We start from the raw sequence: 24,608 nt of genomic DNA on the forward strand, positions 1-24,608 counted from the left end.
TAACCAAGGAGCGACCATGAACGCCAACCTGGACCGCGAACTCACCCCCGCACAGCACGCCCTGGCAGAGCACCTGCGGCTGGTGTCCTCCGGCCAGATCGACGAGTGGATCGAGCTGTACGCCGCGGACGGCACGGTCGAGTTCCCCTTCGCTCCCGCCGGTGTGCCTACCCGGGTGCAGGGACGCGAGGCGCTGATCGCCCACATGCGCGGCTTCCCGCAGACCTTCGATGTGAAGTTCGTCGATGTGAAGTTCATCGAGACGACCGACCCCCGCACCGCGGTCGCCGAATACCGTTCGGAGGGAAGCGTCCTCAGCACCGGCAAGCCGTATGAGCAGACGGTCATCACGGTGATCCGCCTCGACGAGGCGGGCCTGGTCGAGCGGTTCGTCGACTACTGGAACCCTCTCGTGGTCATCGAGGCCATGACCCCCGACCAGGCGGCCAGTGGCCAAGACGTGTCGTGGCCCGCAGGGCGCTGATCCCGATTCGACAGGGTGAGAGGGGGGCAAGACGGTCGCCCACCCGTCTTGCCCCCCTCGAACCCCGTCTCACCCCGCAGTGAAAGCCTGGCAGACATGCCCGCCCCCGGCTCCAGCGTGAAGAGCGATCAACGCCGTCGAGTCGTGCTGGACGCTGCCGTGGCCTGTTTCGCGCGCAAGGGTTACTACGGCACGACAACCAGTGAGATCGCCGAACGGGCCGGAATCTCTCAGCCCTACGTCTACCGCCTCTTCGCCAGTAAGGAGGCGCTGTTCGCCGGTGCCGTCCTCCACGTGTCCGAGCTGCTCTCGGATGCTCTGACCGGAGCCGGCGCCGGCACCGATGAGGCCGGGCCGCCCCGGCAGGCGGAGGGGGTGATGCGTGCGATCCGGTCCGCCTACAGCACCCTGATCCAGGACCGGGACGTCATGCGGTTCCTCATGCAGGCCAGTTGCGCAGCTGATGAGCCGCTCGTGGCCGAGGCGGTGCGCACGTGCTATGCCCGGCAGGTCGAACTCGTCAGTGAGCTCCTGAACCACGACGACGCTGCGGTCCGGCACTGGTTCGGCGCCGGCATGCTCGACAATGTCACGCTGACCCTCGGCCTGGCCGACGTCGACGAGCCCTGGGCGCGGACCCTCAGCGGGCAACGGTCTCGATCGGAGAGCGGTCACTTCACCGACCAGGTTTCGCCCTAGCTTCTACCGCAAGGGCGGGATATGCAGGCGGCCTGCCGGGCCGTCCCACGTCCTTGGAAGTGGGACACCGGCGGCCAGCTTCGGCGCCGATCACAGACGCCCAGGTCGAGCCCGTCACGGCGACGTCATCCACACCCTCGACCGGCTCGGGCGGACCGTGCGCGACACCCTGAACCTGATCCACGACCTGGCCGAGCGCGGAGTCGGCATCCGCACCCTCGCCGACCCCATCAAGGTCGACTCCGCCAACCCGGATGGTCCGATGGCCCAGCTGGCCGTCGTGCTGCTGGCGCTGTTCGCCCAGATGGAACGCACCTACAGCCTCGAACGCGCCGCCGGTGCCCGCGCGGCCGCGACCGCGAAAGGCCGGCGGATCGGGCGGCCCACCGTCGTCGACCCCGACAAGCTCACCTACGCCGCGCACCTTCGCGACACCGGCAGCACGATCGCCGAGATCGTCACCAAGACCGGGATCACCCGCACCAGCCTCTACCGGCACCTGCCACCACGCCCCGCAGCCCAGGTCACCGCCGCCGAGCATGAACTGCACGCGCCTCCGACGACCGAGGCAGAGCCAGAACCAGCGCTGTGAACACTTCATCTCTGCTGGGGTCTTCGCCGTCAGCAGAGATGGCCACCGCCAAGAACCGTTCCGATCCTCCTCGGACCCCATCATGAAGCGGTCGAGCTCAGCTCGCGGCGGGCCCCTGCGACGGGGCCGTGCTCAGCTCGTGCCGCCGCGGCGGCGCAAGTACCGCTCGAACTCGCGGGCGATCTGGTCGCCGTTGGCCTGGCTGAGGTCGGTGGCGGTCTGCCGCTCCTCGAGCGAGCGCACGTACTCCACGACCTCCTCGTCCTCCTGGGCCATCTCGTCGACGGTCTTCACCCACTCGTCGGCCTGCTCGGGCAGGGTGCCGAGCGGGACGGTGACCTCCAGGACCTCCTCGACCCGGGTCAGCAGCGCCATCGTCGCCCGGGGGGCGGGGGGCTGGGAGACGTAGTGCGGCACGGCCGCCCAGAAGCTCACCGCCGGCAGCCCGGCCTGCACGCAGGCATCGGCGAAGACGCCCAGGATCCCGGTCGGGCCCTGGTAGGTGGACGTCTCCACCCCCCACTGGCGTGCCGACTCGGCGTCGTAGGCCGACCCGGTCACCGGGGTGGGGCGGGTGTGCGGCGTGTCGGCCAGCAGCGCCCCGAGCGCGACCACCGTCTGGGCGCCGAGCTCCTGGCACAGCTCGATCAGCTCGTCGCAGAAGCTGCGCCAGCGCATGTTCGGCTCGATGCCGCGGATGAGGACGACGTGCCGGGCACTGCCCGGCGGCTTGGCCACCGAGAGGCGGGTGGTGGGCCACTCGACCCGGCGGCTGACGCCGTCGACGAGGGAGACGGTGGGCCGGTTGACCTGGAAGTCGTAGTAGTCCTCGGGGTCCAGCGCGGCGAGCGGGGTGGCGTCCCAGATCAGCTCCAGGTGCTCCACGGCGCCGGTGGCGGCGTCCCCGGCGTCGTTCCATCCCTCGAACGCGACCACGACCACGGGGTCGTCCAGCTCGGGCAGGTCGTCAGCGTCGGACTTCGGATCGATCACCCTTCGAGCCTACGTCGATCTCGCCAGCCGGCCCGGCCACGCGTGGGGTGGCTGGGGCGGCCCGGACCCCCGAGGTGCACGCGGGCAGGGGAGCGGAGTGAGACGATGGGGGCGCTGTTCGAGGACGACGAGGTCGCTCGCCCGTCGGAGTTGCCAGGGCCCTGGCGCCGGACGCCTCCGTGACCGTGCCCGATCGACGACCGAGGACTGCCCGTGCCTGTCTCCCCGCACGTCCGCCCCGACGCCACGTCCGCGCTGACCACGCTGCTCACGCAGCGGATCCTGGTGCTCGACGGGGCGATGGGCACGGCCATCCAGCGGGACCGGCCGGACGAGGCCGGGTACCGCGGCGAGCGGTTCGCCGACTGGCCCAGCGACGTCCAGGGCAACAACGACCTGCTCAGCATCACTGCGCCGGAGCTCATCAGCGGCATCCACCGGGAGTACCTCGAGGCCGGCGCCGACCTGATCGAGACCAACACCTTCAACGCGACCCGGATCTCGCTGCTCGACTACGGGATGTCCGACCTGGCGTACGAGCTGAACGTCGCCTCCGCCCGGCTGGCCCGCGCCGCCTGCGACGCGGTCAGCACGACGGAGAAGCCGCGCTACGTCGTCGGAGCGCTCGGCCCGACCAGCCGGACGGCGTCCATCTCACCCGACGTCAACGACCCCGGCGCCCGCAACGTCAGCTACGACGAGCTGGTCGAGGCCTACCTGGAGCAGGCCAACGGGCTGGTCGACGGCGGGTCGGACGTCCTGCTGATCGAGACCATCTTCGACACGCTGAACGCCAAGGCGGCGGTCTTCGCGCTGGAGACGCTGTTCGAGGAGCGCGGGCGCCGCTGGCCGGTGATGATCTCCGGCACGATCACCGACGCCTCCGGGCGCACCCTCTCCGGGCAGGTCACCGAGGCCTTCTGGCACTCCGTCCGGCACGTCAGGCCGCTGCTCGTGGGGCTCAACTGCGCGCTGGGCGCCGCGGAGATGCGGCCCTACATCGCCGAGATCTCCCGGATCGCAGACACCTTCGTCTCCTGCTATCCCAACGCCGGGCTGCCCAACGCCTTCGGGGAGTACGACGAGTCGCCGGAGGAGACCGCGGCGGTCGTCGGCGAGTTCGCCGAGAGCGGCTTCGTCAACGTGGTCGGCGGCTGCTGCGGCACCACGCCCGCGCACATCGCCGCCATCGCCGGCGCGGTCGCCGGCCGGCCGCCGCGGACGCCGGTCCAGGTTGCCCAGGCGCTGCGGCTGTCCGGGCTGGAACCGCTGACCGTCACCGAGGACAGCCTGTTCGTCAACGTCGGCGAACGGACCAACATCACCGGCTCGGCCCGCTTCCGCAACCTCATCAAGGCCGGCGACTACCCGGCCGCCCTCGCCGTCGCCCGCCAGCAGGTCGAGGCCGGTGCCCAGGTCATCGACGTCAACATGGACGAGGGGATGATCGACGGGGTCGCGGCGATGGACCGCTTCCTGAAGCTGGTCGCCACCGAGCCCGACATCTGCCGGGTGCCCACGATGATCGACTCCTCGAAGTGGGAGGTCATCGAGGCCGGGCTCAAGTGCGTCCAGGGCAAGGCGATCGTCAACTCCATCTCGCTGAAGAACGGCGAGGAGGAGTTCGTCACCCAGGCCCGGCTGTGCCGCAAGTACGGGGCCGCGGTCGTGGTGATGGCCTTCGACGAGGACGGCCAGGCCGACAGCCTGCAGCGCCGCCAGGAGATCTGCCGGCGGGCCTACGACGTCCTCACGACCGAGGTGGGCTTCCCGGCCGAGGACATCATCTTCGACCCCAACGTCTTCGCCGTGGCCACCGGCATCGAGGAGCACGCCACCTACGGGGTCGACTTCATCGAGGCCACCCGGTGGATCAAGCAGAACCTGCCCGGCGCGCTGGTCTCCGGTGGCGTCTCGAACGTCTCGTTCTCCTTCCGCGGCAACAACCCGGTGCGCGAGGCGATCCACGCCGTCTTCCTGTTCCACGCCATCGCCGCCGGCATGGACATGGGGATCGTCAACGCCGGCGCCCTGGAGGTCTACGACGAGGTGCCGGCGCTGCTGCGCGAGCGGATCGAGGACGTCGTCCTCGACCGCCGCCCGGACTCGACCGAGCGGCTGCTGGAGATCGCGGCCGACTTCGCCGGCGACGGGGTGGCCAAGGAGGTCGCCACCGAGGAGTGGCGGTCGCTGCCGGTGGGGGAGCGGATCACCCACGCCCTGGTGAAGGGGATGGACGAGTTCGTCGAGGACGACACCGAGGAGCTGCGCGCGGAGATCAGCGCCCGCGGCGGCCGGCCCATCGAGGTGATCGAGGGGCCGCTGATGGCCGGCATGAACGTCGTCGGCGACCTGTTCGGGCAGGGGAAGATGTTCCTGCCGCAGGTGGTGAAGTCCGCGCGGGTGATGAAGAAGGCCGTCGCCTACCTGATCCCGTTCATCGAGGCGGAGAAGCAGCCCGGCGACGTCGAGCGCAGCAACGGCAAGGTCGTGATGGCCACCGTGAAGGGCGACGTCCACGACATCGGGAAGAACATCGTCGGCGTCGTCCTGCAGTGCAACAACTACGACGTCGTCGACCTGGGCGTGATGGTGCCGGGCCAGCGGATCCTGGACGCCGCCAAGGCCGAGGGCGCCGACGTCATCGGGCTCTCCGGGCTGATCACCCCCTCGCTGGACGAGATGGTGAACCTGGCCACCGAGATGGAGCGGCAGGGGTTCACCATCCCGCTGCTGATCGGCGGGGCCACCACCTCTCGCGCGCACACCGCGGTGAAGGTGGCGCAGAAGTACTCCGGCCCGGTGATCTGGGTGAAGGACGCCTCCCGGTCGGTGCCGGTGGTCGCCGCGCTGCTGTCGGACGAGCAGCGCCCGGCCCTGCTCGCCCAGACCGACGCCGACTACGCCGCGCTGCGGGAACGGCACGCCGCCCGGACCGACACCCGGAAGCTGCTCCCCCTGGCCACCGCCCGCGCGGCGGCGACCCCGATCGACTGGAGCGCCCACCACCCGCCGCGGCCCCGGATGCTGCTGCAGCAGACCAAGGACGTCTGCGCCGGGCCGAGCTGCGACCACCGGCACGGGGTGGCCACCCAGTTCGTGCGGAGCTTCGCCGACTACCCGCTCGCCGAGCTGCGCGAGTACATCGACTGGCAGCCGTTCTTCAACGCCTGGGAGATGCGCGGCCGCTTCCCCGACATCCTGCACAACCCGACCACCGGCGAGGCGGCCCGGCGGCTGTACGAGGACGCCCAGGCGATGCTCGACCAGATCGTCGCCGAGCGCTGGCTGCGCGCCAGCGGCGTGTTCGGGCTGTTCCCGGCCAGCCAGGTGGACGGCGACTCCATCGAGGTCTACACCGACGAGTCGCGCACCGCCGTCCGGGCGACGCTGCACCAGCTGCGCCAGCAGACCGAGGGCCGGGACGGGTCGCCGCGCAAGTCGCTGGCCGACTTCGTCGCGCCCAGGGCGACCGGGCTGCGCGACCACGTGGGCGCGTTCGCCGTCACCGCCGGGCTGGGGTCGGCGGAGAAGGTGGCCGAGTTCAAGAAGGCGAACGACGACTACAGCGCGATCCTGCTGGAGTCGCTGGCCGACCGGCTCGCCGAGGCGTTCGCCGAGCGGCTGCACGAGCGGGTGCGCACCGAGTTCTGGGCCTACGCCCCCGACGAGCACCTGGACGCCGACGGGCTGCTCGCGGAGAAGTACGCCGGCATCCGCCCCGCCCCGGGCTACCCGGCCTGCCCCGAGCACACCGAGAAGCAGGCGATCTGGGAGCTCCTCGACGTCGAGGCGGCCACCGGCATCCAGCTCACCGAGAGCATGGCGATGTGGCCGGGGGCGGCGGTCAGCGGTCTGTACTTCGCCCACCCGGAGTCGCGGTACTTCGTGCTGGGCCGGATCGGCCGCGACCAGGTCGAGGACTACGCCCGGCGCAAGGGCTGGACCGTGGCCGAGGCCGAGCGGTGGCTCTCACCCAACCTCGGCTACCGCACCGAGGACGAATGAAGGACCCCGGTGCAGGAGCCGGGGGTTCACTCGACGACGAGGACGTCGGTGTAGGTCGCTGAGTGGGCACTGCTGAACCGGTACTGACCCGGCTGGCCGGGGGCCGGGAAGGTCAGCAGCGTCCCGGCGGGGACGTCGACGTCGAACGAGCCGTCGTCCGCGGTGATCGTCACCGGCTGACCGCTGGCGTTGTGCACGGTCACCCGCGACCCGGCGGCGACCGGGCCGGCCACGTGGAAGCGGTCCTCGTCGACCAGGACGCCGACGGAGAGCTCGCCGTGGTCGTGCCCGGCCATCGGGTCGGCGGCCGCCGCGGGACCCGCCGCGGCGGGCGTCGGCGACCCCACCCCGGCTGCGACCGGGGGAGGGGAGGCAGCCAGAGCCACCGCCAGGGCGACCGTCGCCAGCAGCACGGCCGCCTCCACGACGGCCAGCCGTCGGAAGGCGCCCGGCCGCCCCGCCCGCAGCTGCGGCAGGGTCCTGCGCCGGTGCTGCCAGCCCAGCAGGCCCACGACGGTCAGCCCCAGCGTCTTGCCGAGCAGCAGCACGCCGTAGCCGGTGCCCAGGGCGGCGACCACGGCCCCGGCGCCGCCCAGGACGACCCCCGCCGCCAGCACCCCGGACACGGCGGTGGCCCCGAAGCACCACAGCGCGACTGCGCTGTACCGGCCGGCGGCCGCCGGCATGGTTCGGCCGTACCGCAGCAGGGCGCCCAGCCCGCCGACCCACAGGCTGGCCGCGACGACGTGCACGGCGAGGGTGGTCACCGCCACCAGGTGGCCCTCGGCGGCGGAGGAGTGTCCGCTGAGCACCACCGGGACGACCAGTGCGGCCAGCGCACCGGCCAGCAGCAGCCGTGCACCCCCGCGGCCGGTGCCGGCGCGGGCCGCCACCGCGAGCGCTGCGGTGAGCGCGGCGACGAGCAGCACGGCACGGCCGGCGCCGGTGTCGAGGAGGAACACCCGGACCGAGGACCCGTCCAGCGCGGTCGGGGCCACGCCCACCAGCCGGCTGACGGTGAGCAGGCCGCCGAGCAGGGTCGCCACCGCCCAGGCCAGCGCCCATGCCGACGCCGACGCCACGGCGCGCCTGGCTTGTCGGGCCGGCTGCCCGGCGCCCGCCGGCAGCAGGACGGCGGCGAACAGCAGCGTGCCCACCGTGCCCACCGCGGCGATCCGGCCGGCCAGCGTGACCACCGGCGCTCCCCACTCGACCAGCAGGCCTGCCTCGCGCAGCCCGGAGGCCGCGGGACCCGCCGGACCGCTGCCCACGGCGATCGCCCAGCCCAGGACCGCGAGCAGGCCGACCACCGCAGCCGCCGGCACCAGCCGGCGGACCTGCTCCGGTGCGCGCTGCCCCTGGTCCGGGCGGACCACGGTGCTGGTCACCGCCGGCTGCGCAGCCGGCCGAGGGCCAGCGCGGCTGCCGCGCCGAGCGCCAGGACGCCACCGACCAGCCAGCCGACCGGGAGGGCGGGGTCGGCCGTCGCTGCTGTCACCGACCCGGGTGCCGCGTCCGGGGCCGGCGTGCTCCCCGCGGCGACGGTGAAGTCCCAGCTGCCGGTCAGCAGGTGCCCGTCGGAGGAGGTGCTGCGCCACTGCACGGTGTAGCCGCCCGCAGGGAGCCTGGCCGACAGCGGCTGGACGACGGTCGTGTCCTGGATCTCGGCGGCGCCGGTGGACACCACGGCGCCGTCCGGGCCGAGCACCAGCACCTCGGTGCCCAGCGGCAGCGGCGTCCCGCTGAACTCCAGCTGCACCGAAGACGGGGCCGTCGGCACGGCGGCACCGGCTGCCGGGCTGCTGCGCACGAGGGCGTCGTGCGCCCGGGCGGGCGGCGCCCCGACGCCCAGGAGCAGCACGGTCAGCAGCCCCACCAGCAGCACCGGCCCGGGGCGCGGACCGGCGATCGGGCGGGCGCGCAGAACAGTCATGCCCGTTGTTCGTCCGCGACCGCTGTTCCGGTTGGTCCGGCCCCCGCCGAACGGCACCCGCTGATCGCCGTCCCTCCCGTACGAGGCGGCACTCCCACCCGCTGCACAGCCCGGGATCAGGAATTCCTGGGAGGCAGTGAACCGATCCGGCACCGCCTCCCGAATGTCGGGTGGTCAGCGCGGCAGCGGGGAGATCCCCGCTGGGGGATCCGCCGGCTGTCCGGGGTCGTCAGACCTGTTTCGCGGCGGGGGCAACGGTGCGCCCGCCGACAGACCGGACGAGCGGTGTCAGCCGCCGTCCGCCGCGCCCACCTCACCGGTGGGTGCGGCACTCCGATCACGAGGAGCACACCTTGCGCAAGGCACACGCACTCCCGGCCATCGCCATCGCCGCCGCAGCGTTCCCGCTGCTCACCATGAGCACCGCCTTCGCCCACGAGGGGGCCACCAGCTACCAGGCCGACCTCGGCGCGGTGAACCAGTCCGGCGTCAGCGGCACCGGCATGGTCACGCTGGACGGCAACACGGCCACGGTGATGGTCGAGGCGTCCGGGCTGCTCGCTGGTTCGCCGCACGCCCAGCACTTCCACATCGGCGCCCTGGGCGAGTGCCCGACCAACGACCTCGCGGACGACGCGGACGGCGACGGCTTCGTGAGCGTCACCGAGGCGGCCAAGTACTACGGCGCCATCGGCACCTCGCTGACCACCACCGGCGACACCAGCCCGGACAGCGGCCTGGCCATCGACCGCTTCCCGACCGCGGACGACGGCACGATCAGCTACGAGCGGACCTTCGAGGTCACCGACGACGTCCACGCGGCGTTCGAGGCGGGCACGGCCGTCCTTGTCGTGCACGGCATCGACAAGGACGGCTCGGGTGCCTACGACGGTGACGTCATGAGCGACCTCGACCCGTCGCTGCCGATGGAGGCCACCGCCCCCGCCGCCTGTGGCGCGCTCGAGGTCGCGCAGATGGGTGCCACGCCGGCCGGTGGCGCCGAGACCGGTGCCGGCAGCACCTCCGGTACCGAGAACACCGCCGTGATCGGCGTCGGCGTCCTGGCCGCCGCCGGTGCCGCGGGTGCCGGTGCGATCGCCTACCGCCGTCGTCAGGCCGAGCAGGCCTGATCCGGCTCCGGGTCGCGCGGGGAGGGCTGACCTCCCCCCCCCCCCCCCCCCCCCCCCCCCCCCGGCCCTCCCACCCTCTTGGAAGGACCCCCTGTGAGCGAGCAGAGCAGCCGTCGGCCCGGCCCCCGGACGTGGACGGCGCTGGCCGTCGCGCTCGTCGTGGTGGCCGTCGTCGCCGTCGTGGTGGCGGTGACCGGACAGCAGCGGGCCCCGCAGCCGGCGGCCGCTCCCAGCCAGGCCGAGGGCTCGACGGCCACGGCGACCCCGGCCCCGTCGCCGCCCGGTGCTGCGCCTGCTGATCCGGCGGTCCCGGCGTCCGTCGAGCAGGTGGCCCAGCCGGTGTCGGTCAGCATCCCGAGCATCGAGGTGACCAGCGACCTGCTGCGCCTGGGTCTCAACGACGACGGCACCGTCGAGGTGCCGCCGCTGGGCCCGGACGACCAGGCCGGCTGGTACGAGCGGGGACCGGCGCCCGGGGCCATCGGCCCGGCGGTCCTCCTCGGGCACGTCGACTCGGCCGAGCACGGGCCCGGTGTCTTCTTCGACCTCGGTGCGCTGCAGCCCGGCGACGAGGTGGAGGTGGCCCGCGCCGACGGCACGGTCGCCGTGTTCGCCGTCGACCGGGTGGAGCGTCACCCCAAGGACGACTTCCCGACCATCGCCGCCTACGGGGACACCCCCGACGCGCAGCTGCGGCTGATCACCTGCGGTGGCGACTTCGACGCCTCGGCCCGCAGCTACGAGGACAACGTCATCGCCTTCGCGACCCTGGTCCGCACCGAGCCGGCCTGATCGGTCCCGCCACCCCTCCTCCCTAGACTCGAGGGGTGGCGGTGACCGCGGTGGGCAACCCGTCCGATTCGATGCAGTCGCTGCAGGCGGTGCTGTTCGACATGGACGGCACGCTGGTGGAGACCGAGGAGCTGTGGGGCGAGGCGATGGCAGCCCTCGCCGGTCAGCTGGGCGGCGTGTTCTCCGCCGCCGCGCGGGAGCAGACCGTCGGCACGTCGATGCGGGTCGCCATGGGCGTGCTCTACGCCGACCTGGGCATCGAGCGCAGCGAGGAGCAGCGCCGCGTCGACGCCGGCTGGGTCGAGGAGCAGACCGCCGTGCTGATGACCAGCCGCGGGATGCCGTGGCGGCCCGGCGCCCGGGACCTGCTCGTCGAGGTACGGGAGGCCGGCCTGGCCACCGCACTGGTCACGACGACGCCCCGCCGGATCGCCACCCTGGTGATCGACCAGATCGCCGGGGACCTGGGGGGCTCGCCGTTCGACCTGACCGTCTGCGGCGACGAGGTGCCCGCCCGCAAGCCCGATCCTGCGCCCTACCTGCAGGCGATGTGGTCGCTGGGCGTGGACCCGCCCGGTTCGGTCGTCATCGAGGACTCCCAGGTCGGGGTCGCCGCCGGGCTGGCCTCCGGCGCCACCGTGCTGGGGGTGCCGTCGTTGCAGTCACTGGAACCACTGCCCGGACTGGCCTTGCGGTCGTCCCTCGTCGACCTCACCGTGGCCGACCTGCGTCGGCTGGTCGAGCAGCGGGAACTGGCGCCTACGGCGGCCTGACCTGGTGTGGCGCCCGCCGTTACAGCGACTGCATCGAACGGCAGTGGGACGCTCGGTCAGTCGCCGGCGAGGGGCAGGGCCGTGCGCCAGCCCGCGGCGGCCGCGGCGCCGGCCGGGAACGGCGGGGGAGTGCCGCCGAACGCCGGGCAGAGCGCCTGGTGGTCGCACCAGCTGCACAGCCGGCTCTTGTTCGCCCGGAAGTCGCCGGTCGCGACCGCACGCTCGATGGCGGCCCAGATCGCCTGCAGGGTGCGCTCGAAGCGCAGCAGCTCCGCCTCGTCGGGGGCGTAGGTGAGGGCGTCGCCGTCCTTCAGGTACAGCAGCTTGAGCTGGGCGGCGACGACGCCCCGGGTGCGCCAGAGGACCAGCGCGTAGAACTTCATCTGGAACAGCGCCTTGGCCTCGAAGGCCTCCCGCGGCATCCCGCCGGTCTTGTAGTCGACGACCCGCAGTGCACCGGTGGGGGCGACGTCGAGCCGGTCGACGTAGCCACGCAGCAGCAGCCCGTCGGGCAAGGTGACTTCGACCAGCTCCTCGCGGCCGCGCGGCTGGATGCGGGTCGGGTCCTCGAGCCGGAAGTAGGTCTCCACCAGCTCACCGGCCGAGGCGAGCCACGCCTCCAGACTCTCCTTCTCCGCCGGCTGTCCCTCCGCTGCGGCCTCGAACAGCTCGGCGACGCCCGGCTCCTCCCGCAGCTCGTCCCAGGCCGGCGCCACCAGCGTCTGGGCGGCCGCGACGGTGCGCTCGGCGGCGGGCAGGTCGTAGAGCTTCTCCAGCACCGTGTGCACCAAGGTGCCCCGGACCGCGGCCCGGGACTTCTTCTCCGGCAGCCGGTCGATGGTGCGGAAGCGGTAGAGCAGCGGGCAGGACTTGAAGTCCGCGGCCCGGGAGGGCGACAGGGACGGCCGCCGGGGGGCGGAGTCCGCGGACGTCGTCCGTGCAGGTGCGGCACCGGGGGTGGCCTCGGCGGACTCGTCCGTCGCGCGCGCTGCCGTCTCGGCCGTCAGTGACATGGCCCCGAGGTTAGGTCGTGCCCCCGACAGTTCCGAGTGCGCGCGCCGAGGGCGCCCGCTGCCGTCCGTACCCTCGTCCCACGTGGACGTACAGCAGCAGCAACCCGCCGACGAGACCCCGACCGCGACCGAGGTGCTCGCCGACGTGCCGCTCGAGCCGGTGGTGGTCGAGGGCGAGGCGGCCCCGACCGAGGCACCCGAGCCGGTGGACGGCGCCTTCCGGGTCGGGGACCGGGTGCAGCTGACCGACCCCAAGGGCCGGCACCACACCGTCGTCCTCGAGCCGGGCAAGGAGTTCCACACCCACCGCGGTGCCATCAGCCACGACGAGCTGATCGGTGCGCCCGAAGGGTCCGTCGTCCACTCCTCGGCGAACACCGGCTACCTGGCCCTGCGCCCGCTGCTGGCCGACTTCGTCCTCTCCATGCCGCGCGGCGCCCAGGTGATCTACCCCAAGGACGCCGCCCAGATCGTCGGCTTCGGCGACGTCGGCCCCGGGATGCGCGTGCTGGAGGCCGGCGCCGGCTCCGGCGCGCTGACCTGCTCGCTGCTGCGCGCCGTCGGGTCGACCGGCAGCCTGACCAGCTACGAGCGGCGCGAGGACTTCGCCGACGTCGCCCGCGGCAACGTGGGCGCGTTCTTCGGCGAGGTGCCCGAGAACTGGTCGCTGCGGCTGGGCGACCTGGCCGACCACCCGGCGGCGGAGGTCGTCGACCGCGTCGTCCTGGACATGCTCGAGCCGTGGGCCGTGCTGCCCACCGTCGCCGCCGCCCTGCGCCCCGGCGGCGTGCTGATCGGCTACGTCGCCACCACCACCCAGCTGTCGACCTACGTGGAGGCGCTGCGCGCCCAGGGCGTGTGGACCGAGCCCCACGCCTGGGAGACCATGCTGCGGCCCTGGCACGCCGAGGGCCTGGCGGTCCGCCCGGAGCACCGGATGGTCGCCCACACCGCCTTCCTGGTCACCGCCCGCCGGCTGGCCGAGGGGGCCGTCGCACCGATGCGGCAGCGGCGCAAGAAGCTCGCCTGACGCCTCGGCCGACGCGCCGGCACGTGTCGGGGGGATGACGTCCGGGCGCACCGCGCGCACCGGTTCCGAGCGTGCGGCGCCGTCAGCTCCCGCGTGTATAGATTGGCGTCCTGGCTCCCCCCGATGTGTGTGGAGGTGCGCGATGGGCCCCGGTACTGGCACTGGCCCCGACGAGTTCCGAGCGCGGCGTGAGCGTGACGTCGCCTCCCTGGTCAAGCAGATCTCCTACCTCGAGGAGGAGATCGGCCTCCTTCGACGGAAGGTCACCGACAGCCCGCGCCAGGTGCGCGCGCTGGAGGAACGGCTCGCCGAGGCGGAGGGCCGCGCGGCCTTCCTCTCCGAGCGCAACGACAAGCTGGCCGGCACGCTGCGCGACGCGCGCGAGCAGCTGGTCACGCTCAAGGAGGAGGTCGAGCGGCTGGGGCAGCCCCCGTCCGGCTACGGCGTCTTCCTGGAGCGGTTCGAGGACGGCACGGTCGACGTGTTCACCAGCGGCCGCAAGCTGCGGGTGTCGGTGTCGCCGGCCGTCGAGGTCACCGAGCTGCAGCACGGCCAGGAGGTCATGCTCAACGAGGCGATGAACGTCGTCGCCGCCCGCGGGTTCGAGCGCGCCGGTGACGTGGTGATGCTCAAGGAGCTGCTGGAGCCCGTGCCCGGCCTCCCGCGCCGCGCCCTGGTCATCGGGCACACCGACGAGGAGCGGGTGGTCCACCTCGCCGACTCGCTGGAGGGGCAGCCGCTGCGCAGCGGTGACTCCCTGCTGCTGGAGTCCCGCTCGGGCTACGTCTACGAGCGCATCCCGAAGAGCGAGGTCGAGGAGCTCATCCTCGAAGAGGTCCCCGACATCGACTACTCCGACATCGGTGGCCTCTCCCGGCAGATCGAGCAGATCCGGGACGCCGTCGAGCTGCCGTTCCTGCACGCCGACCTGTTCCGCGAGTACGAGCTGCGGCCGCCGAAGGGCATCCTGCTGTACGGCCCGCCCGGTTGCGGGAAGACCCTGATCGCCAAGGCGGTGGCCAACTCGCTGGCCAAGAAGGTCGCCGAGCTCAACGGCGACTCCGACCGGAGCCAGGGGAAGTCGTTCTTCCTCAACATCAAGGGCCCCGAGCTGCTGAACAAGTACGTGGGGGAGACCGAGCGGCACATCCGGCTGGTGTTCCAGCGGGCGCGGGAGAAGGCCAGCGAGGGCACGCCGGTCATCGTCTTCTTCGACGAGATGGACTCGATCTTCCGCACCCGCGGGTCGGGGGTCTCCTCCGACGTGGAGAGCACGATCGTGCCCCAGCTGCTCAGCGAGATCGACGGCGTGGAGGGGCTGGAGAACGTCATCGTCATCGGCGCCTCCAACCGCGAGGACATGATCGACCCGGCGATCCTCCGCCCGGGGCGCCTGGACGTGAAGATCAAGATCGAGCGGCCGGACGCCGAGGCCGCGCGCGACATCTTCACCAAGTACCTGACGACGACGCTGCCGATCCACGCCGACGACCTGGCCGAGCACGGCGGCAGCCGCGAGGCGACCATCGCCGGGATGATCCAGAGCACCGTCGAGCGGATGTACACCGAGACGGAGGAGAACCGCTTCCTGGAGGTCACCTACGCCAACGGTGACAAGGAGGTCCTGTACTTCAAGGACTTCAACTCCGGGGCGATGCTGCAGAACATCGTCGACCGGGCGAAGAAGATGGCGATCAAGGACCGCCTGGAGACCGGCGTCGGCGGTCTGCGGGTGGGGCACCTGATGAACGCCTGCGTCGACGAGTTCAAGGAGAACGAGGACCTGCCCAACACGACCAACCCCGACGACTGGGCGCGGATCTCGGGCAAGAAGGGCGAGCGGATCGTCTACATCCGCACGCTCATCAGCGGCAAGGGCGCCGACAGCGGCCGCGCGATCGACACCGCTACCAACACCGGCCAGTACCTGTAGCAGCTGCGTCGGCGGACCGGGCCCGGAGACGGGCCCGGTCCGCCGACGTCAGGTCAGGCGTGCGACCAGCTCGTGCAGGTGTGCACCACCCGCAGCCTCGTACCGCGCACCGGGGACGGTGTGCACCCGGTAGGGGCGGTCGAGTGGAGGCCGCGGGCCGACGTCGACGTGCGTGACGTGCGCGCCGAGCCCGTGGAGGTGGTCGGCCATCGCGTAGTCGGAGCGGGAGTCCCCGACGGTGTGCCAGCTGGTGGGCAGCGGACCGTCCTCCCGGAGCAGGTCCAGGGCGCGGCCGGCGCCGAGCGCCTTGCCCGACCGGACCGACTCCACGTCGGTGGCGATCACCGAGGGGTCGATCCGCCACGGCGTCCGGCCGTCCGCGTCGGGCAGCAGCTGGTCTCCCCGCTGGATGCCCAACCCGGCCGCCGACAGCCGTGCGGCGAGTTCGGCGTCGAAGCGCTGCTGCCACGCGGCGAAGGAGGCGGTGGGGACGTCGGTCCGGGCCTCGACCGTGGCCATCGTCCGCTTGCCGGTGTCGACGAACATCGCCGTGCCGTACTCGCCGCCGACCAGCTCGGCCAGGACGGCGTGGCAGACCTCGGGGACGGCGAGACTCGGGTCGACGTGGACCTCCCCGGCGCCGGCCGTGGTCCACAGCCCGCCCTTCTCGCAGACGGCGTGCAGCCGGGCGCCGTCGGGCAGCCCCGCGGCGACGAGCGGGCCCAGCAGCCGCTCGCCGACGAAGTCGACCGACCGGCCGGTGTTCAGCACGACGGGGACGCCGGCGGCCAGCAGCCGCCGCAGGTCCTCGAGCAGGGACGGGTCGACGGTGCGTGTCTCCGGACTGGCCAGGGGGCCGTCGACGTCCAGCAGGAGTCCCACGGGTGGCGTGCTCACCGGGCCATCCTGCCGACGAGCGGCCGCGGCCTAGGGTTGGGGCATGAGCGTGCGTCGGGTCATGGGCACGGAGCTCGAGTACGGCATCTCGGTGCCGGGGCAGCCAGGGGCGAACCCGACGACGCTGTCGAGCCAGGTGGTGAACGCCTGGGCGGTGGCGGAGGCGCCGACGCCGCGCCGGCCGCGCTGGGACTTCGAGGAGGAGTCGCCGCTGCGTGACGCCCGCGGCTTCGACCTGTCCCCGGCGCAGGCGCTGGACCACAACGACCTGGACGACGACTCGGGGATGGCCAACGTCATCCTCACCAACGGGGCCCGGCTCTACGTCGACCACGCCCACCCGGAGTACTCCACGCCAGAGGTCACCAGCCCGCGCGACATCGTGCTGTGGGACAAGGCGGGGGAGCAGGTGATGGCCGAGGCGGCGCGCCGTGCCGCCCGCGTGCCGGGCACCCAGCCCATCCAGCTCTACAAGAACAACACCGACGGCAAGGGCGCCTCCTACGGGGCGCACGAGAACTACCTGATGAGCCGGTCGACGCCGTTCATCGACATCATCCGCGGACTGATCCCGTTCTTCGTGACCCGCCAGGTCTTCGCCGGTGCCGGCCGGGTGGGGATCGGCCCCGAGGGCCGCACCGACGGCTTCCAGCTGTCCCAGCGCGCCGACTTCTTCGAGGTCGAGGTGGGCCTGGAGACGACGCTCAAGCGGCCGATCATCAACACCCGGGACGAGCCGCACGCCAACCCCGAGGACTACCGCCGGCTGCACGTGATCATCGGCGACGCGAACCTCGCCGAGCTGTCGACCTACCTCAAGGTCGGGACGACCTCGCTCGTCCTGGCCATGATCGAGGCGAAGGCGCTCAGCCAGGACCTCACCATCGAGGAGCCGGTCGAGGCGCTGCAGGCGATCAGCCACGACCCCTCGCTGACCCATCGGGTGCGGCTGCGCGACGGCCGCCGGCTGACCGCGATCGAGGTGCAGCGGGAGTACCTGGCCCAGGCGCAGAAGTTCGTGGCCGAGAACGGGGACGACGACGAGCAGACCGCCGACGTGCTGGCCCGGTGGGCCGAGGTGCTCGACGAGCTGGCCGTCGACCCGATGCGGCTGGCCGACCGGCTGGACTGGCCGGCCAAGCTCCGGCTGCTGGAGGGGTACCGGCAGCGCGACGGTCTCAGCTGGGGCGACGCCCGGCTCAAGCTGGTCGACCTGCAGTACTCCGACGTGCGCCCGGACAAGGGGCTCTACCACCGGCTGGTGGCCCGCGGCTCGATGCAGCGGCTGCTCACCGACGCCGAGGTGACCGACGCGATGACCCACCCTCCGTCGGACACCCGGGCCTACTTCCGGGGCGAGTGCCTGCGCCGCTACCCGGGTCAGGTCGCCGCGGCGTCGTGGGACTCGGTGGTCTTCGACGTCGGCCGGGAGAACCTGGTGCGCATCCCGACCATGGAGCCGCTGCGCGGCACCCGGGAGCACGTCGGCGCGCTGTTCGACTCCACCTCGACCGCCGCCGAGCTGGTCGACCGGATCACCGCCCGCTGACCACCCGCGCCACCGGCTCGCGTGTGCGGCGGACTGTCGCACCTCGCGGGTAGCTTCTGCCTCAGCACGACCCAGCAGCGAGCTCTGGAGGGTGAGATGGCCACGAGGGACACCGGCGGGCAGCAGAAGGCCACGCGCACGCGCGAGGAGACCGAGGAGGTCGAGGCGTCGGTCGACGCCGAGGCCGCCGAGCGGCGTCAGGAGATGACCGACGACGTCGACTCCATCCTCGACGAGATCGACGGCGTCCTCGAGGAGAATGCCGAGGAATTTGTGCGTTCTTACGTACAAAAGGGAGGGGAGTGATCACTCTTCGCTAGTTGATAGTCACTGAGCGCAACGGCCGACCGCGAATGCAATGCCTGCCGGCTCTGCTGCCCGACGACAGCTTCTACTTGGTCGGTCGTGACAGTCGAAGGCGTCGGGGGCAGTGCAAAGACTGCATGCGAATGCGGAGGGCACAGCAGCGCTCGCGTGACTGGCGGCCCTCCTGCAGTCGGTGCGGTGCTCAACTCATTCAACGGGTCGGCTCTGGGCGCAGGCTGTGCGCCGCTTGCTTCTCAGCGTCGTACGAGGAAGCGGTCGCCGTGGCAACGGCTCTCATCGACTTCGACTGCGCCCCTGCTCGCTGTGCGGGGGAGAGAAGGAGCGTTTCGAGCGGGGCAAGGTCTGTTCCTCGTGTCGACCGTGGGTCGGATATGCAGCTTCGCTGCGTCGCTTCGGTCTCACGCCGGGCGATTACATGGCACTACTGGACGCCCAAGGCGGTCGGTGCTTCATCTGTGGCACAGCCCCGGGCGCTGGTCGGTTGCGAATAGACCACGATCACGGACTCCCTGTCGGACGAGGCTCAGTCCGGGGCTTGCTGTGCAATACGTGCAACTACCAGCGCCTGCCCTTGTTCGAGGAGGCCGAAGCCATGCTGCTACGCGCCCTCGACTACTTGCGAGACCCGCCGGCTGCGAGGGTGCTGGATGGCCAGGAGGGGCTGGACAGCCCAGGCATGGCGCGGTGGCGTGCGATGCAAGCGTCTGGCTGACGAGTGAGGGCTCGCGGGGCCGGGTCCGGACGACCGGCGCGCATCCGTCGCGCCAGCGTCCGTCCGGTGGCCGACCCCCGTGCTGTCCCGCCGGTAGGGTCGCACCGACGTCCGGTGGAGCAACGCCGGACAAGCCAGTGCAGTCGAGGCCGCGCACTCCTGGCGGCGAGAGAGGCGGATGGGTGACCGAGACGTCAGCTGGTCGGAGCGGGTTCCCGCCCGCGTACCTGGACCGGGTGGGCTCCTCGTTCACCGACTTCCTGGGCACCACCGCCCCCGACCTGCTGCCCGGCCGGCGCACCGTCCCGACGATGTCCGTGGCTGACCTCGCCCCGCACGCCACCACCATCGTCGCCGCCACCTTCGACGGCGGGGTGCTGATGGGCGGCGACCGCCGGGCGACCATGGGCAACCTGATCTCCAGCCGGGACATCGAGAAGGTCTACGCCGCCGACTCCTGGTCGGTGATCGGCATCGCCGGCGCTGCGGGCATCGCGATCGAGATGGTCCGGCTGTACCAGGTGGAGCTCGAGCACTACGAGAAGATCGAGGGGATGACGATGTCCCTCGACGGCAAGGCCAACCGCCTCGCCGCGATGATCCGGGGCAACCTCGGCGCCGCCATGCAGGGCCTCGCCGTCGTCCCGCTGTTCGCCGGCTACGACCTCGACGCAGCCGAGGGGGTCAGCCCGGGCCGGATCTTCAGCTACGACGTCACCGGCGGGAACTACGAGGAGCGCGGCTACTCCTCGGTCGGCTCCGGCTCGCTGTTCGCCCGCAACTCGCTGAAGAAGACCTGGCGCCCCGGCCTCGCCGCCGACGCCGCGACCCGCACCCTCGTCGAGGCCCTCTACGACGCCGCCGACGACGACTCCGCCACCGGCGGGCCCGACACCGTGCGCCGGCTGTACCCGATCGTCTACCGGGTCGACGCCGAGGGCGCCGTCCGGCTCCCGGACGACGAGGTCGCCGCCATCGCCACCACCATCGTCGCCGAGCGCTCGGCCGCAGACGGGCAGGGCTGAGCCATGACCATGCCGTACTACGCCTCGGCCGAGCAGGTCATGCGCGACCGCTCGGAGTACGCCCGCAAGGGCATCTCCCGCGGTCGCAGCGTCGCCGTCCTCACCTACGCCGACGGCGTGCTGTTCATCGCCGAGAACCCCAGCGCCACGCTGCACAAGGTCAGCGAGCTCTACGACCGGATCGGGTTCGCCGCCGTCGGCCGCTACTCCGAGTTCGAGAGCCTGCGGGTGGCCGGCATCCGGCTCGCCGACGTCCGTGGCTACTCCTACAACCGGCGCGACGTCACCGGCCGGGTCATCGCCAACGCCTACGCCCAGACCCTGGGCGCGGTCTTCACCGAGCAGATGAAGCCCTTCGAGGTCGAGCTCTGCGTGGCCGAGGTGGGCGAGGACTCTGCCTCCGACCAGCTCTACCGGCTCACCTTCGACGGGTCGATCGTCGACGAGGCCTCCTTCGTCGTCATGGGCGGGCAGGCCGAGGCGGTCAGCAACCACCTGCGCGAGCACTTCACCGCTGGCATGAGCCTGGAGCAGGCCCTGCGGGTCGGTGTCCGCGCGCTGTCCGCGGTCAGCCCGGTCACCGCGGCCAACGGCGGCGCGCACGACCAGCTGCCCGCCGAACAGCTCGAGGTGGCGGTCCTCGACCGGCGGCGTCCCAAGCGGGCGTTCCGACGGGTCGTCGGCGCCGCGCTGGCCAACCTGCTCTCCGACCAGCAGACGGCCACCGAGCCCGCCGAGAGCCCGGCCGAGGCCGCCGCCACCCACGCGCCCAGCGCACCGGCGCCGGGCACTCCGGCCGGCCTGGGCGACCCAGCGGCCGTCGACACCGCCGGCGGGACCGAGCAGGCCTCCGCCCAGCCCAGCACGCAGGACGGCGTGGGCGGCGGCACCGACGGCGAGACCCCGGACAGCGAGCAGTGAGCGGCGCGGCGCACTCGGGACACGAGCCGAGTGCGCCGCGGACGCCTACGCTCGGCGAGGTGGAACGACGGATCTTCGGCATCGAGACCGAGTACGGCGTCACGTGCACCTTCAAGGGGCAGCGCCGCCTGTCACCTGACGAGGTCGCCCGCTACCTGTTCCGCCGGGTGGTCTCGTGGGGCCGGAGCTCGAACGTCTTCCTGCGCAACGGCTCCCGGCTCTACCTCGACGTCGGCAGCCACCCCGAGTACGCCACCGCCGAGTGCGACGACGTCACCGAGCTCGTCGTCCACGACAAGGCGGGCGAGCGGATCCTCGAGGGGCTGCTGATCGACGCGGAGCAACGCCTGAACGAAGAGGGCGTCACCGGCGACATCTACCTGTTCAAGAACAACACCGACTCGGCCGGCAACAGCTACGGCTGCCACGAGAACTACCTGGTCGGCCGGCACGGTGAGTTCAGCCGGATGGCCGACGTGCTGATCCCGTTCCTGGTCAGCCGGCAGATGGTGGTCGGCGCGGGCAAGGTGCTGCAGACCCCGCGCGGCGCGGTCTACTGCGTCAGCCAGCGGGCCGAGCACATCTGGGAGGGCGTCTCCAGCGCCACCACCCGGTCGCGGCCGATCATCAACACCCGCGACGAGCCGCACGCCGATGCCGAGAAGTACCGCCGGCTGCACGTCATCGTCGGCGACTCGAACATGAGCGAGACGACGACGCTGCTCAAGGTCACCATCACCGACCTGGTGCTGCGGATGATCGAGCAGGGCGTGGTGCTGCGGGACATGACCCTGGAGAACCCGATCCGGGCCATCCGGGAGATCAGCCACGACCTGACCGGCCGGCGCAAGGTCCGGCTCGCCAACGGCCGGGAGATGTCGGCCCTGGAGATCCAGCAGGAGTACCACGACCGGGCCGCAGAGTTCGTCGACCGCGAGGGCTACGGCCCGGTGCACCGGCAGATGCTCGAGCTGTGGGGGCGCACGCTCAAGGCCGTCGACAGCGGTGACCTCTCCTTGATCGACCGGGAGATCGACTGGGCCATCAAGCACCAGCTGCTCCACCGGTACATGGCCAAGCGCGACCTGTCGCTGTCCAGCTCCCGGGTCGCGCAGATGGACCTCGCCTACCACGACATCCGCCGCAACCGCGGCCTGTACTACCTGCTGGAGAAGGCCGGCCAGGTCGAGCGGGTCGCCCACGACCCGGCGATCTTCGAGGCGAAGAACGTCCCCCCGCAGACCACCCGGGCCAAGCTGCGCGGTGAGTTCATCCGCCGCGCCCAGGACAAGCGCCGGGACTTCACCGTTGACTGGGTGCACCTCAAGCTCAACGACCAGGCCCAGCGCACGGTCCTGTGCAAGGACCCGTTCAAGTCCGTCGACGAGCGCGTGGAGAAGCTGATCGCCTCGATGTAGGCAGCCGGTCACTCCGCCTCGGCCACCCGCCGGGGCGGGGGACCAGTCACGCCCGCTCACGGACGGCCCCAGAGAGGCACCCCGGTCGACGAGCGGCGTCCCGGCGGCACGCCATGGGTGGCTGGCTCGCAGTGCGGGGCTCTGGACGGATGGCCACGTCGGTCGAGGTCGGGAACGCACAACGGTCCGGCCATCGGCACCCATGAGTCCAGTACGACCGTTATCCCCAACTCGGCGCAGCGAGGACCAGGGGAAGACGGACAGCAGCGCCAACGACCAGGGGAGTCGCGGCAGGCCGGCTGCGCCCGTCTCCGGCCCGACAAACAGGTCGCCCGCTCCCAGCTCACCGAGCAGACTGCCGCGGTGGGCACCGCACTCGTCACCGGCGTCAGTCGCCGCAGCTCCATCGGCTTCGCGGTCGCCCGGCGGCTGCTGGACCGCGGGGACCGGGTCGTCGTCCAGTCCTGGGCGCCGCACGACGCGGAGCAGCCCTGGGGCGGCGACGACCAGGCCGCCGTCCTCGCCGAGCTCGGCGACCCGCCGCACGTCGTCGCGGACCTGGCCGACCCGGCTGCCGCTGCGGAGCTGGTCGCGGCCGCCCGGGACGCCGTCGGGCCGCTGACCACGCTGGTCGCCGCGCACGCCCGCAGCGCGAACGCCCGGCTCGCGGAGGTGACCGCCGCCGAGGTCGACCTCTGCTTCGCCGTCAACGCCCGCGGCAGCCTGCTGCTCACCCAGGCCTTCGCCGCCCAGTACGAACCGGCCGCCGGCCCGGGCGCCGTCGTCCTGTTCACCTCCGGCCAGCACCGGGGGCCGATGTCCCGCGAGCTGCCCTACGCGATCAGCAAGGGGGCGATCCAGGCGATGACCCTGTCGCTGGCCGACGAGCTCATCGACGCCGACGTCACCGTCAACTGCCTGAACCCCGGGCCGACGGACACCGGCTGGGCCGACCCGGCCGAGCAGGAGACCGTCGCCCGGCTGATGCCCCGGGGGCGCTGGAACCGCGCGGCGGAGGCGGCCGCCGTCGTGGCCTGGCTGACCGGTCCGGACGCCCGCTCGGTCACCGGCCAGACCATCGACGCCGAGGGCGGCTTCCGCCGCTGAGCCGGCCAGCGGCCGCAGCGAACCCGTGCCGTGACAAGACCGTTATCCCCAACTCGGCCGCAGCACCCGGTCAAACGGCAACTGCCGGCACCGACGGCCCGGACCCGGGCGACTGCCTTCAGGCCGGGGGCGGCCCGAACAGCGTGAGCTGGGCGGCGAACCGCCCAGCTGCGGCCGCGGCCAGGAAGTAGGCGCGGTCCTCGGCGAGGCCGCGGCCCATCGTCGACAGCCGAACCGGCGAGGCGGCCAGGGCATCGTCCAGGCCGACCGAGTCGACCCACTCGACCGGGTTCCGCTCGGGCTGCCCGGCCAGGTCCTCCTCGACCTGGGTGCCCAGGTCCGAGCCCAGCCCGCGGGGCGCGACGAGGGTGACCCCGCCCATGGCGACCCGGCCGAAGGCGGTCAGCGAGTGGTGGGAGACGCCGCGGTGCCGGGGGCGCGGGTCGGCGTCGGAGATGCGCAGCGCGCCGACGGCCCGCCCGCCCAGCACGTGGACCGCGTTGCAGGCCTCGCCCGCAGCGACGCCGGAGAAGCCCCACGGCGTCCCGGTGCCCAGGTTGCCCGGGCCCTGGGTGACGATCGTGACGTCGGCCCGCAGCACGTGCCGGGCGGCCAGCAGCCCGGTGTGCACGGTGACCGCCTCCACGTCGCCGCCGAACGCCTGACCGACGGTGACCACCCCGGCCAGCGAGCCGGCCAGGGTGTCCAGGGTCCGGGAGAACGCCGCGGGGAGCGCGCCCCCGTCGGTCATCACGTAGGCCACCCGCAGCGCCGGGTCGGTGACGTGCACACCGGCCAGCACCGCAGGCAGGGCGGAGTGCAGGTCGGCGACGACCACCGGCATGCCGTCGAGGTCCTCGGCGCCGGCGATCGTCTCGTGGTGCGGGGTCTCCTGCTCGTCCACGCCCTGCACGGTCACCTGCAGCGGCGTGTACCGGCCCTTGACCAGGTGCCCGGGGCCGGTCGGGTCCGGCGGCAGCCGGTCGGGGACGGCGACGACGAGCGCGTACCCGCCGGTGCCCAGCCGCTGCGCCCACGCGGTGGTGTTCAGCAGCACTTCGTCGCCGACCTGGGGCAGCCCGACGAGCGAGGGGTGCGCCAGCGCCCGCAGGGTGCCGTCCTCGGGCACCTCGACGGTCAGCTCCTGCGCGTCCCGCCACGACCGGCCGAGTTCGGTGACCCGGCCGCGGCGCCAGCGGATCCGGGGGCCAGGGGCGGGAGACGGTGCATCGGTCACCGGGGGAGGCTAACCAGCGAGGCCGCCGGCGGCTG

The 24,608-nt window shown here is 72.4% G+C and carries 22 protein-coding genes; 16 read left to right on the top strand and 6 right to left on the bottom strand.

Going from position 1 to position 24,608, the window contains the following annotated elements; all coding sequences use genetic code 11:
* The first annotated feature begins 16 nt into the window (after positions 1–16).
* The 3 genes from O2W18_RS10980 (at position 17) to O2W18_RS10990 (ending at position 1,775) form a co-directional block, all read left to right on the top strand.
* Entirely contained in the window at positions 17–484 is a 468-nt protein-coding gene (locus O2W18_RS10980; RefSeq protein WP_269187560.1) for a nuclear transport factor 2 family protein, read from the top strand.
* A gap of 96 nt (positions 485–580) precedes the next feature.
* Positions 581–1,183 (top strand): TetR/AcrR family transcriptional regulator, encoded by a 603-nt coding sequence (locus tag O2W18_RS10985; RefSeq protein ID WP_269187561.1) that lies wholly within the window; start codon positions 581–583, stop codon positions 1,181–1,183.
* A 127-nt stretch (positions 1,184–1,310) separates the two neighbouring features.
* On the top strand, positions 1,311–1,775 hold the full coding sequence (locus O2W18_RS10990) for a recombinase family protein (RefSeq protein ID WP_269187717.1): 465 nt from the start codon (positions 1,311–1,313) through the stop codon (positions 1,773–1,775).
* A gap of 132 nt (positions 1,776–1,907) precedes the next feature.
* Here O2W18_RS10990 and O2W18_RS10995 read toward each other — a convergent pair whose 3' ends face one another.
* Complete coding sequence (locus O2W18_RS10995) at positions 1,908–2,768, bottom strand: PAC2 family protein (RefSeq protein WP_269187562.1); 861 nt, start codon at positions 2,766–2,768, stop codon at positions 1,908–1,910.
* 213 nt (positions 2,769–2,981) lie between these two features.
* Here O2W18_RS10995 and metH point away from each other — a divergent pair, with 213 nt between their 5' ends.
* A complete protein-coding gene (metH, locus tag O2W18_RS11000; RefSeq protein WP_269187563.1) occupies positions 2,982–6,776 on the top strand; it encodes a methionine synthase in 3,795 nt (1,264 codons plus the stop codon).
* A gap of 26 nt (positions 6,777–6,802) precedes the next feature.
* On the opposite strand, the gene O2W18_RS11005 is transcribed toward metH, so the two are convergent.
* Positions 6,803–8,164, bottom strand: coding sequence for a copper resistance D family protein (locus tag O2W18_RS11005; protein ID WP_269187564.1), 1,362 nt, complete (start codon positions 8,162–8,164; stop codon positions 6,803–6,805).
* Positions 8,161–8,709 (bottom strand): copper resistance CopC family protein, encoded by a 549-nt coding sequence (locus O2W18_RS11010; RefSeq protein WP_269187565.1) that lies wholly within the window; start codon positions 8,707–8,709, stop codon positions 8,161–8,163. Before O2W18_RS11010 ends, O2W18_RS11005 begins: the two co-directional genes overlap by 4 nt.
* Positions 8,710–9,062: 353 nt before the next feature.
* Here O2W18_RS11010 and O2W18_RS11015 point away from each other — a divergent pair, with 353 nt between their 5' ends.
* The 3 genes from O2W18_RS11015 to O2W18_RS11025 all read left to right on the top strand — a co-directional run bounded on the left by O2W18_RS11015 (position 9,063) and on the right by O2W18_RS11025 (position 11,404).
* Positions 9,063–9,839, top strand: coding sequence for a hypothetical protein (locus O2W18_RS11015; RefSeq protein WP_269187566.1), 777 nt, complete (start codon positions 9,063–9,065; stop codon positions 9,837–9,839).
* Between the two features lie 93 nt (positions 9,840–9,932).
* Positions 9,933–10,631 (top strand): class F sortase, encoded by a 699-nt coding sequence (locus tag O2W18_RS11020; RefSeq protein WP_269187567.1) that lies wholly within the window; start codon positions 9,933–9,935, stop codon positions 10,629–10,631.
* Between the two features lie 35 nt (positions 10,632–10,666).
* Positions 10,667–11,404: an HAD family hydrolase gene (locus O2W18_RS11025; protein WP_269187568.1), complete on the top strand. Its 738-nt coding sequence runs from the start codon at positions 10,667–10,669 to the stop codon at positions 11,402–11,404.
* Positions 11,405–11,460: 56 nt separating this feature from the next.
* On the opposite strand, the gene O2W18_RS11030 is transcribed toward O2W18_RS11025, so the two are convergent.
* A complete protein-coding gene (locus O2W18_RS11030; RefSeq protein ID WP_269187569.1) occupies positions 11,461–12,417 on the bottom strand; it encodes a RecB family exonuclease in 957 nt (318 codons plus the stop codon).
* An 82-nt stretch (positions 12,418–12,499) separates the two neighbouring features.
* Here O2W18_RS11030 and O2W18_RS11035 point away from each other — a divergent pair, with 82 nt between their 5' ends.
* Both O2W18_RS11035 and arc read left to right on the top strand, forming a co-directional pair.
* Positions 12,500–13,447 carry a tRNA (adenine-N1)-methyltransferase gene (locus O2W18_RS11035; RefSeq protein WP_269187570.1) on the top strand — a complete coding sequence of 316 codons (948 nt, stop codon included), beginning with the start codon at positions 12,500–12,502 and terminating at the stop codon, positions 13,445–13,447.
* Positions 13,448–13,589: 142 nt separating this feature from the next.
* Complete coding sequence (gene arc / locus O2W18_RS11040) at positions 13,590–15,380, top strand: proteasome ATPase (protein WP_269187571.1); 1,791 nt, start codon at positions 13,590–13,592, stop codon at positions 15,378–15,380.
* Positions 15,381–15,428: 48 nt separating this feature from the next.
* On the opposite strand, the gene O2W18_RS11045 is transcribed toward arc, so the two are convergent.
* Entirely contained in the window at positions 15,429–16,277 is an 849-nt protein-coding gene (locus O2W18_RS11045) for a hypothetical protein (RefSeq protein WP_269187572.1), read from the bottom strand.
* A gap of 43 nt (positions 16,278–16,320) precedes the next feature.
* Here O2W18_RS11045 and dop point away from each other — a divergent pair, with 43 nt between their 5' ends.
* From dop to O2W18_RS11075, 7 genes are all read left to right on the top strand, one after another.
* Positions 16,321–17,826: a depupylase/deamidase Dop gene (dop, locus tag O2W18_RS11050; protein WP_269187573.1), complete on the top strand. Its 1,506-nt coding sequence runs from the start codon at positions 16,321–16,323 to the stop codon at positions 17,824–17,826.
* 96 nt (positions 17,827–17,922) lie between these two features.
* Positions 17,923–18,132 (top strand): ubiquitin-like protein Pup, encoded by a 210-nt coding sequence (locus tag O2W18_RS11055; protein WP_269167072.1) that lies wholly within the window; start codon positions 17,923–17,925, stop codon positions 18,130–18,132.
* A 238-nt stretch (positions 18,133–18,370) separates the two neighbouring features.
* On the top strand, positions 18,371–18,865 hold the full coding sequence (locus tag O2W18_RS21735; protein WP_442929135.1) for an endonuclease domain-containing protein: 495 nt from the start codon (positions 18,371–18,373) through the stop codon (positions 18,863–18,865).
* 182 nt (positions 18,866–19,047) lie between these two features.
* Positions 19,048–19,890 (top strand): proteasome subunit beta, encoded by an 843-nt coding sequence (gene prcB / locus O2W18_RS11060; protein WP_269172783.1) that lies wholly within the window; start codon positions 19,048–19,050, stop codon positions 19,888–19,890.
* Positions 19,891–19,893: 3 nt separating this feature from the next.
* On the top strand, positions 19,894–20,811 hold the full coding sequence (gene prcA / locus O2W18_RS11065; RefSeq protein ID WP_269187574.1) for a proteasome subunit alpha: 918 nt from the start codon (positions 19,894–19,896) through the stop codon (positions 20,809–20,811).
* A gap of 59 nt (positions 20,812–20,870) precedes the next feature.
* On the top strand, positions 20,871–22,229 hold the full coding sequence (gene pafA / locus O2W18_RS11070; RefSeq protein WP_269187575.1) for a Pup--protein ligase: 1,359 nt from the start codon (positions 20,871–20,873) through the stop codon (positions 22,227–22,229).
* A 363-nt stretch (positions 22,230–22,592) separates the two neighbouring features.
* On the top strand, positions 22,593–23,336 hold the full coding sequence (locus tag O2W18_RS11075) for an SDR family oxidoreductase (RefSeq protein ID WP_269187576.1): 744 nt from the start codon (positions 22,593–22,595) through the stop codon (positions 23,334–23,336).
* 118 nt (positions 23,337–23,454) lie between these two features.
* Here O2W18_RS11075 and O2W18_RS11080 read toward each other — a convergent pair whose 3' ends face one another.
* Positions 23,455–24,573: a DUF3866 family protein gene (locus tag O2W18_RS11080; RefSeq protein ID WP_269187577.1), complete on the bottom strand. Its 1,119-nt coding sequence runs from the start codon at positions 24,571–24,573 to the stop codon at positions 23,455–23,457.
* Positions 24,574–24,608: the final 35 nt, after the last annotated feature.

Origin of the sequence: Modestobacter sp. VKM Ac-2983 (assembly GCF_026967885.1) — a bacterium.
Lineage (GTDB): Bacteria > Actinomycetota > Actinomycetes > Mycobacteriales > Geodermatophilaceae > Modestobacter.

Coding starts and splice junctions, on each gene's coding strand:
- arc (WP_269187571.1), top strand. CDS start 13,590: ATGGGCCCCGGTACTGGCACTGGCCCCGACGAGTTCCGAGCGCGGCGT.
- O2W18_RS11030 (WP_269187569.1), bottom strand. CDS start 12,417: ATGTCACTGACGGCCGAGACGGCAGCGCGCGCGACGGACGAGTCCGCC.
- prcA (WP_269187574.1), top strand. CDS start 19,894: ATGACCATGCCGTACTACGCCTCGGCCGAGCAGGTCATGCGCGACCGC.
- O2W18_RS10980 (WP_269187560.1), top strand. CDS start 17: ATGAACGCCAACCTGGACCGCGAACTCACCCCCGCACAGCACGCCCTG.
- dop (WP_269187573.1), top strand. CDS start 16,321: ATGAGCGTGCGTCGGGTCATGGGCACGGAGCTCGAGTACGGCATCTCG.
- O2W18_RS10985 (WP_269187561.1), top strand. CDS start 581: ATGCCCGCCCCCGGCTCCAGCGTGAAGAGCGATCAACGCCGTCGAGTC.
- O2W18_RS11010 (WP_269187565.1), bottom strand. CDS start 8,709: ATGACTGTTCTGCGCGCCCGCCCGATCGCCGGTCCGCGCCCCGGGCCG.
- O2W18_RS11055 (WP_269167072.1), top strand. CDS start 17,923: ATGGCCACGAGGGACACCGGCGGGCAGCAGAAGGCCACGCGCACGCGC.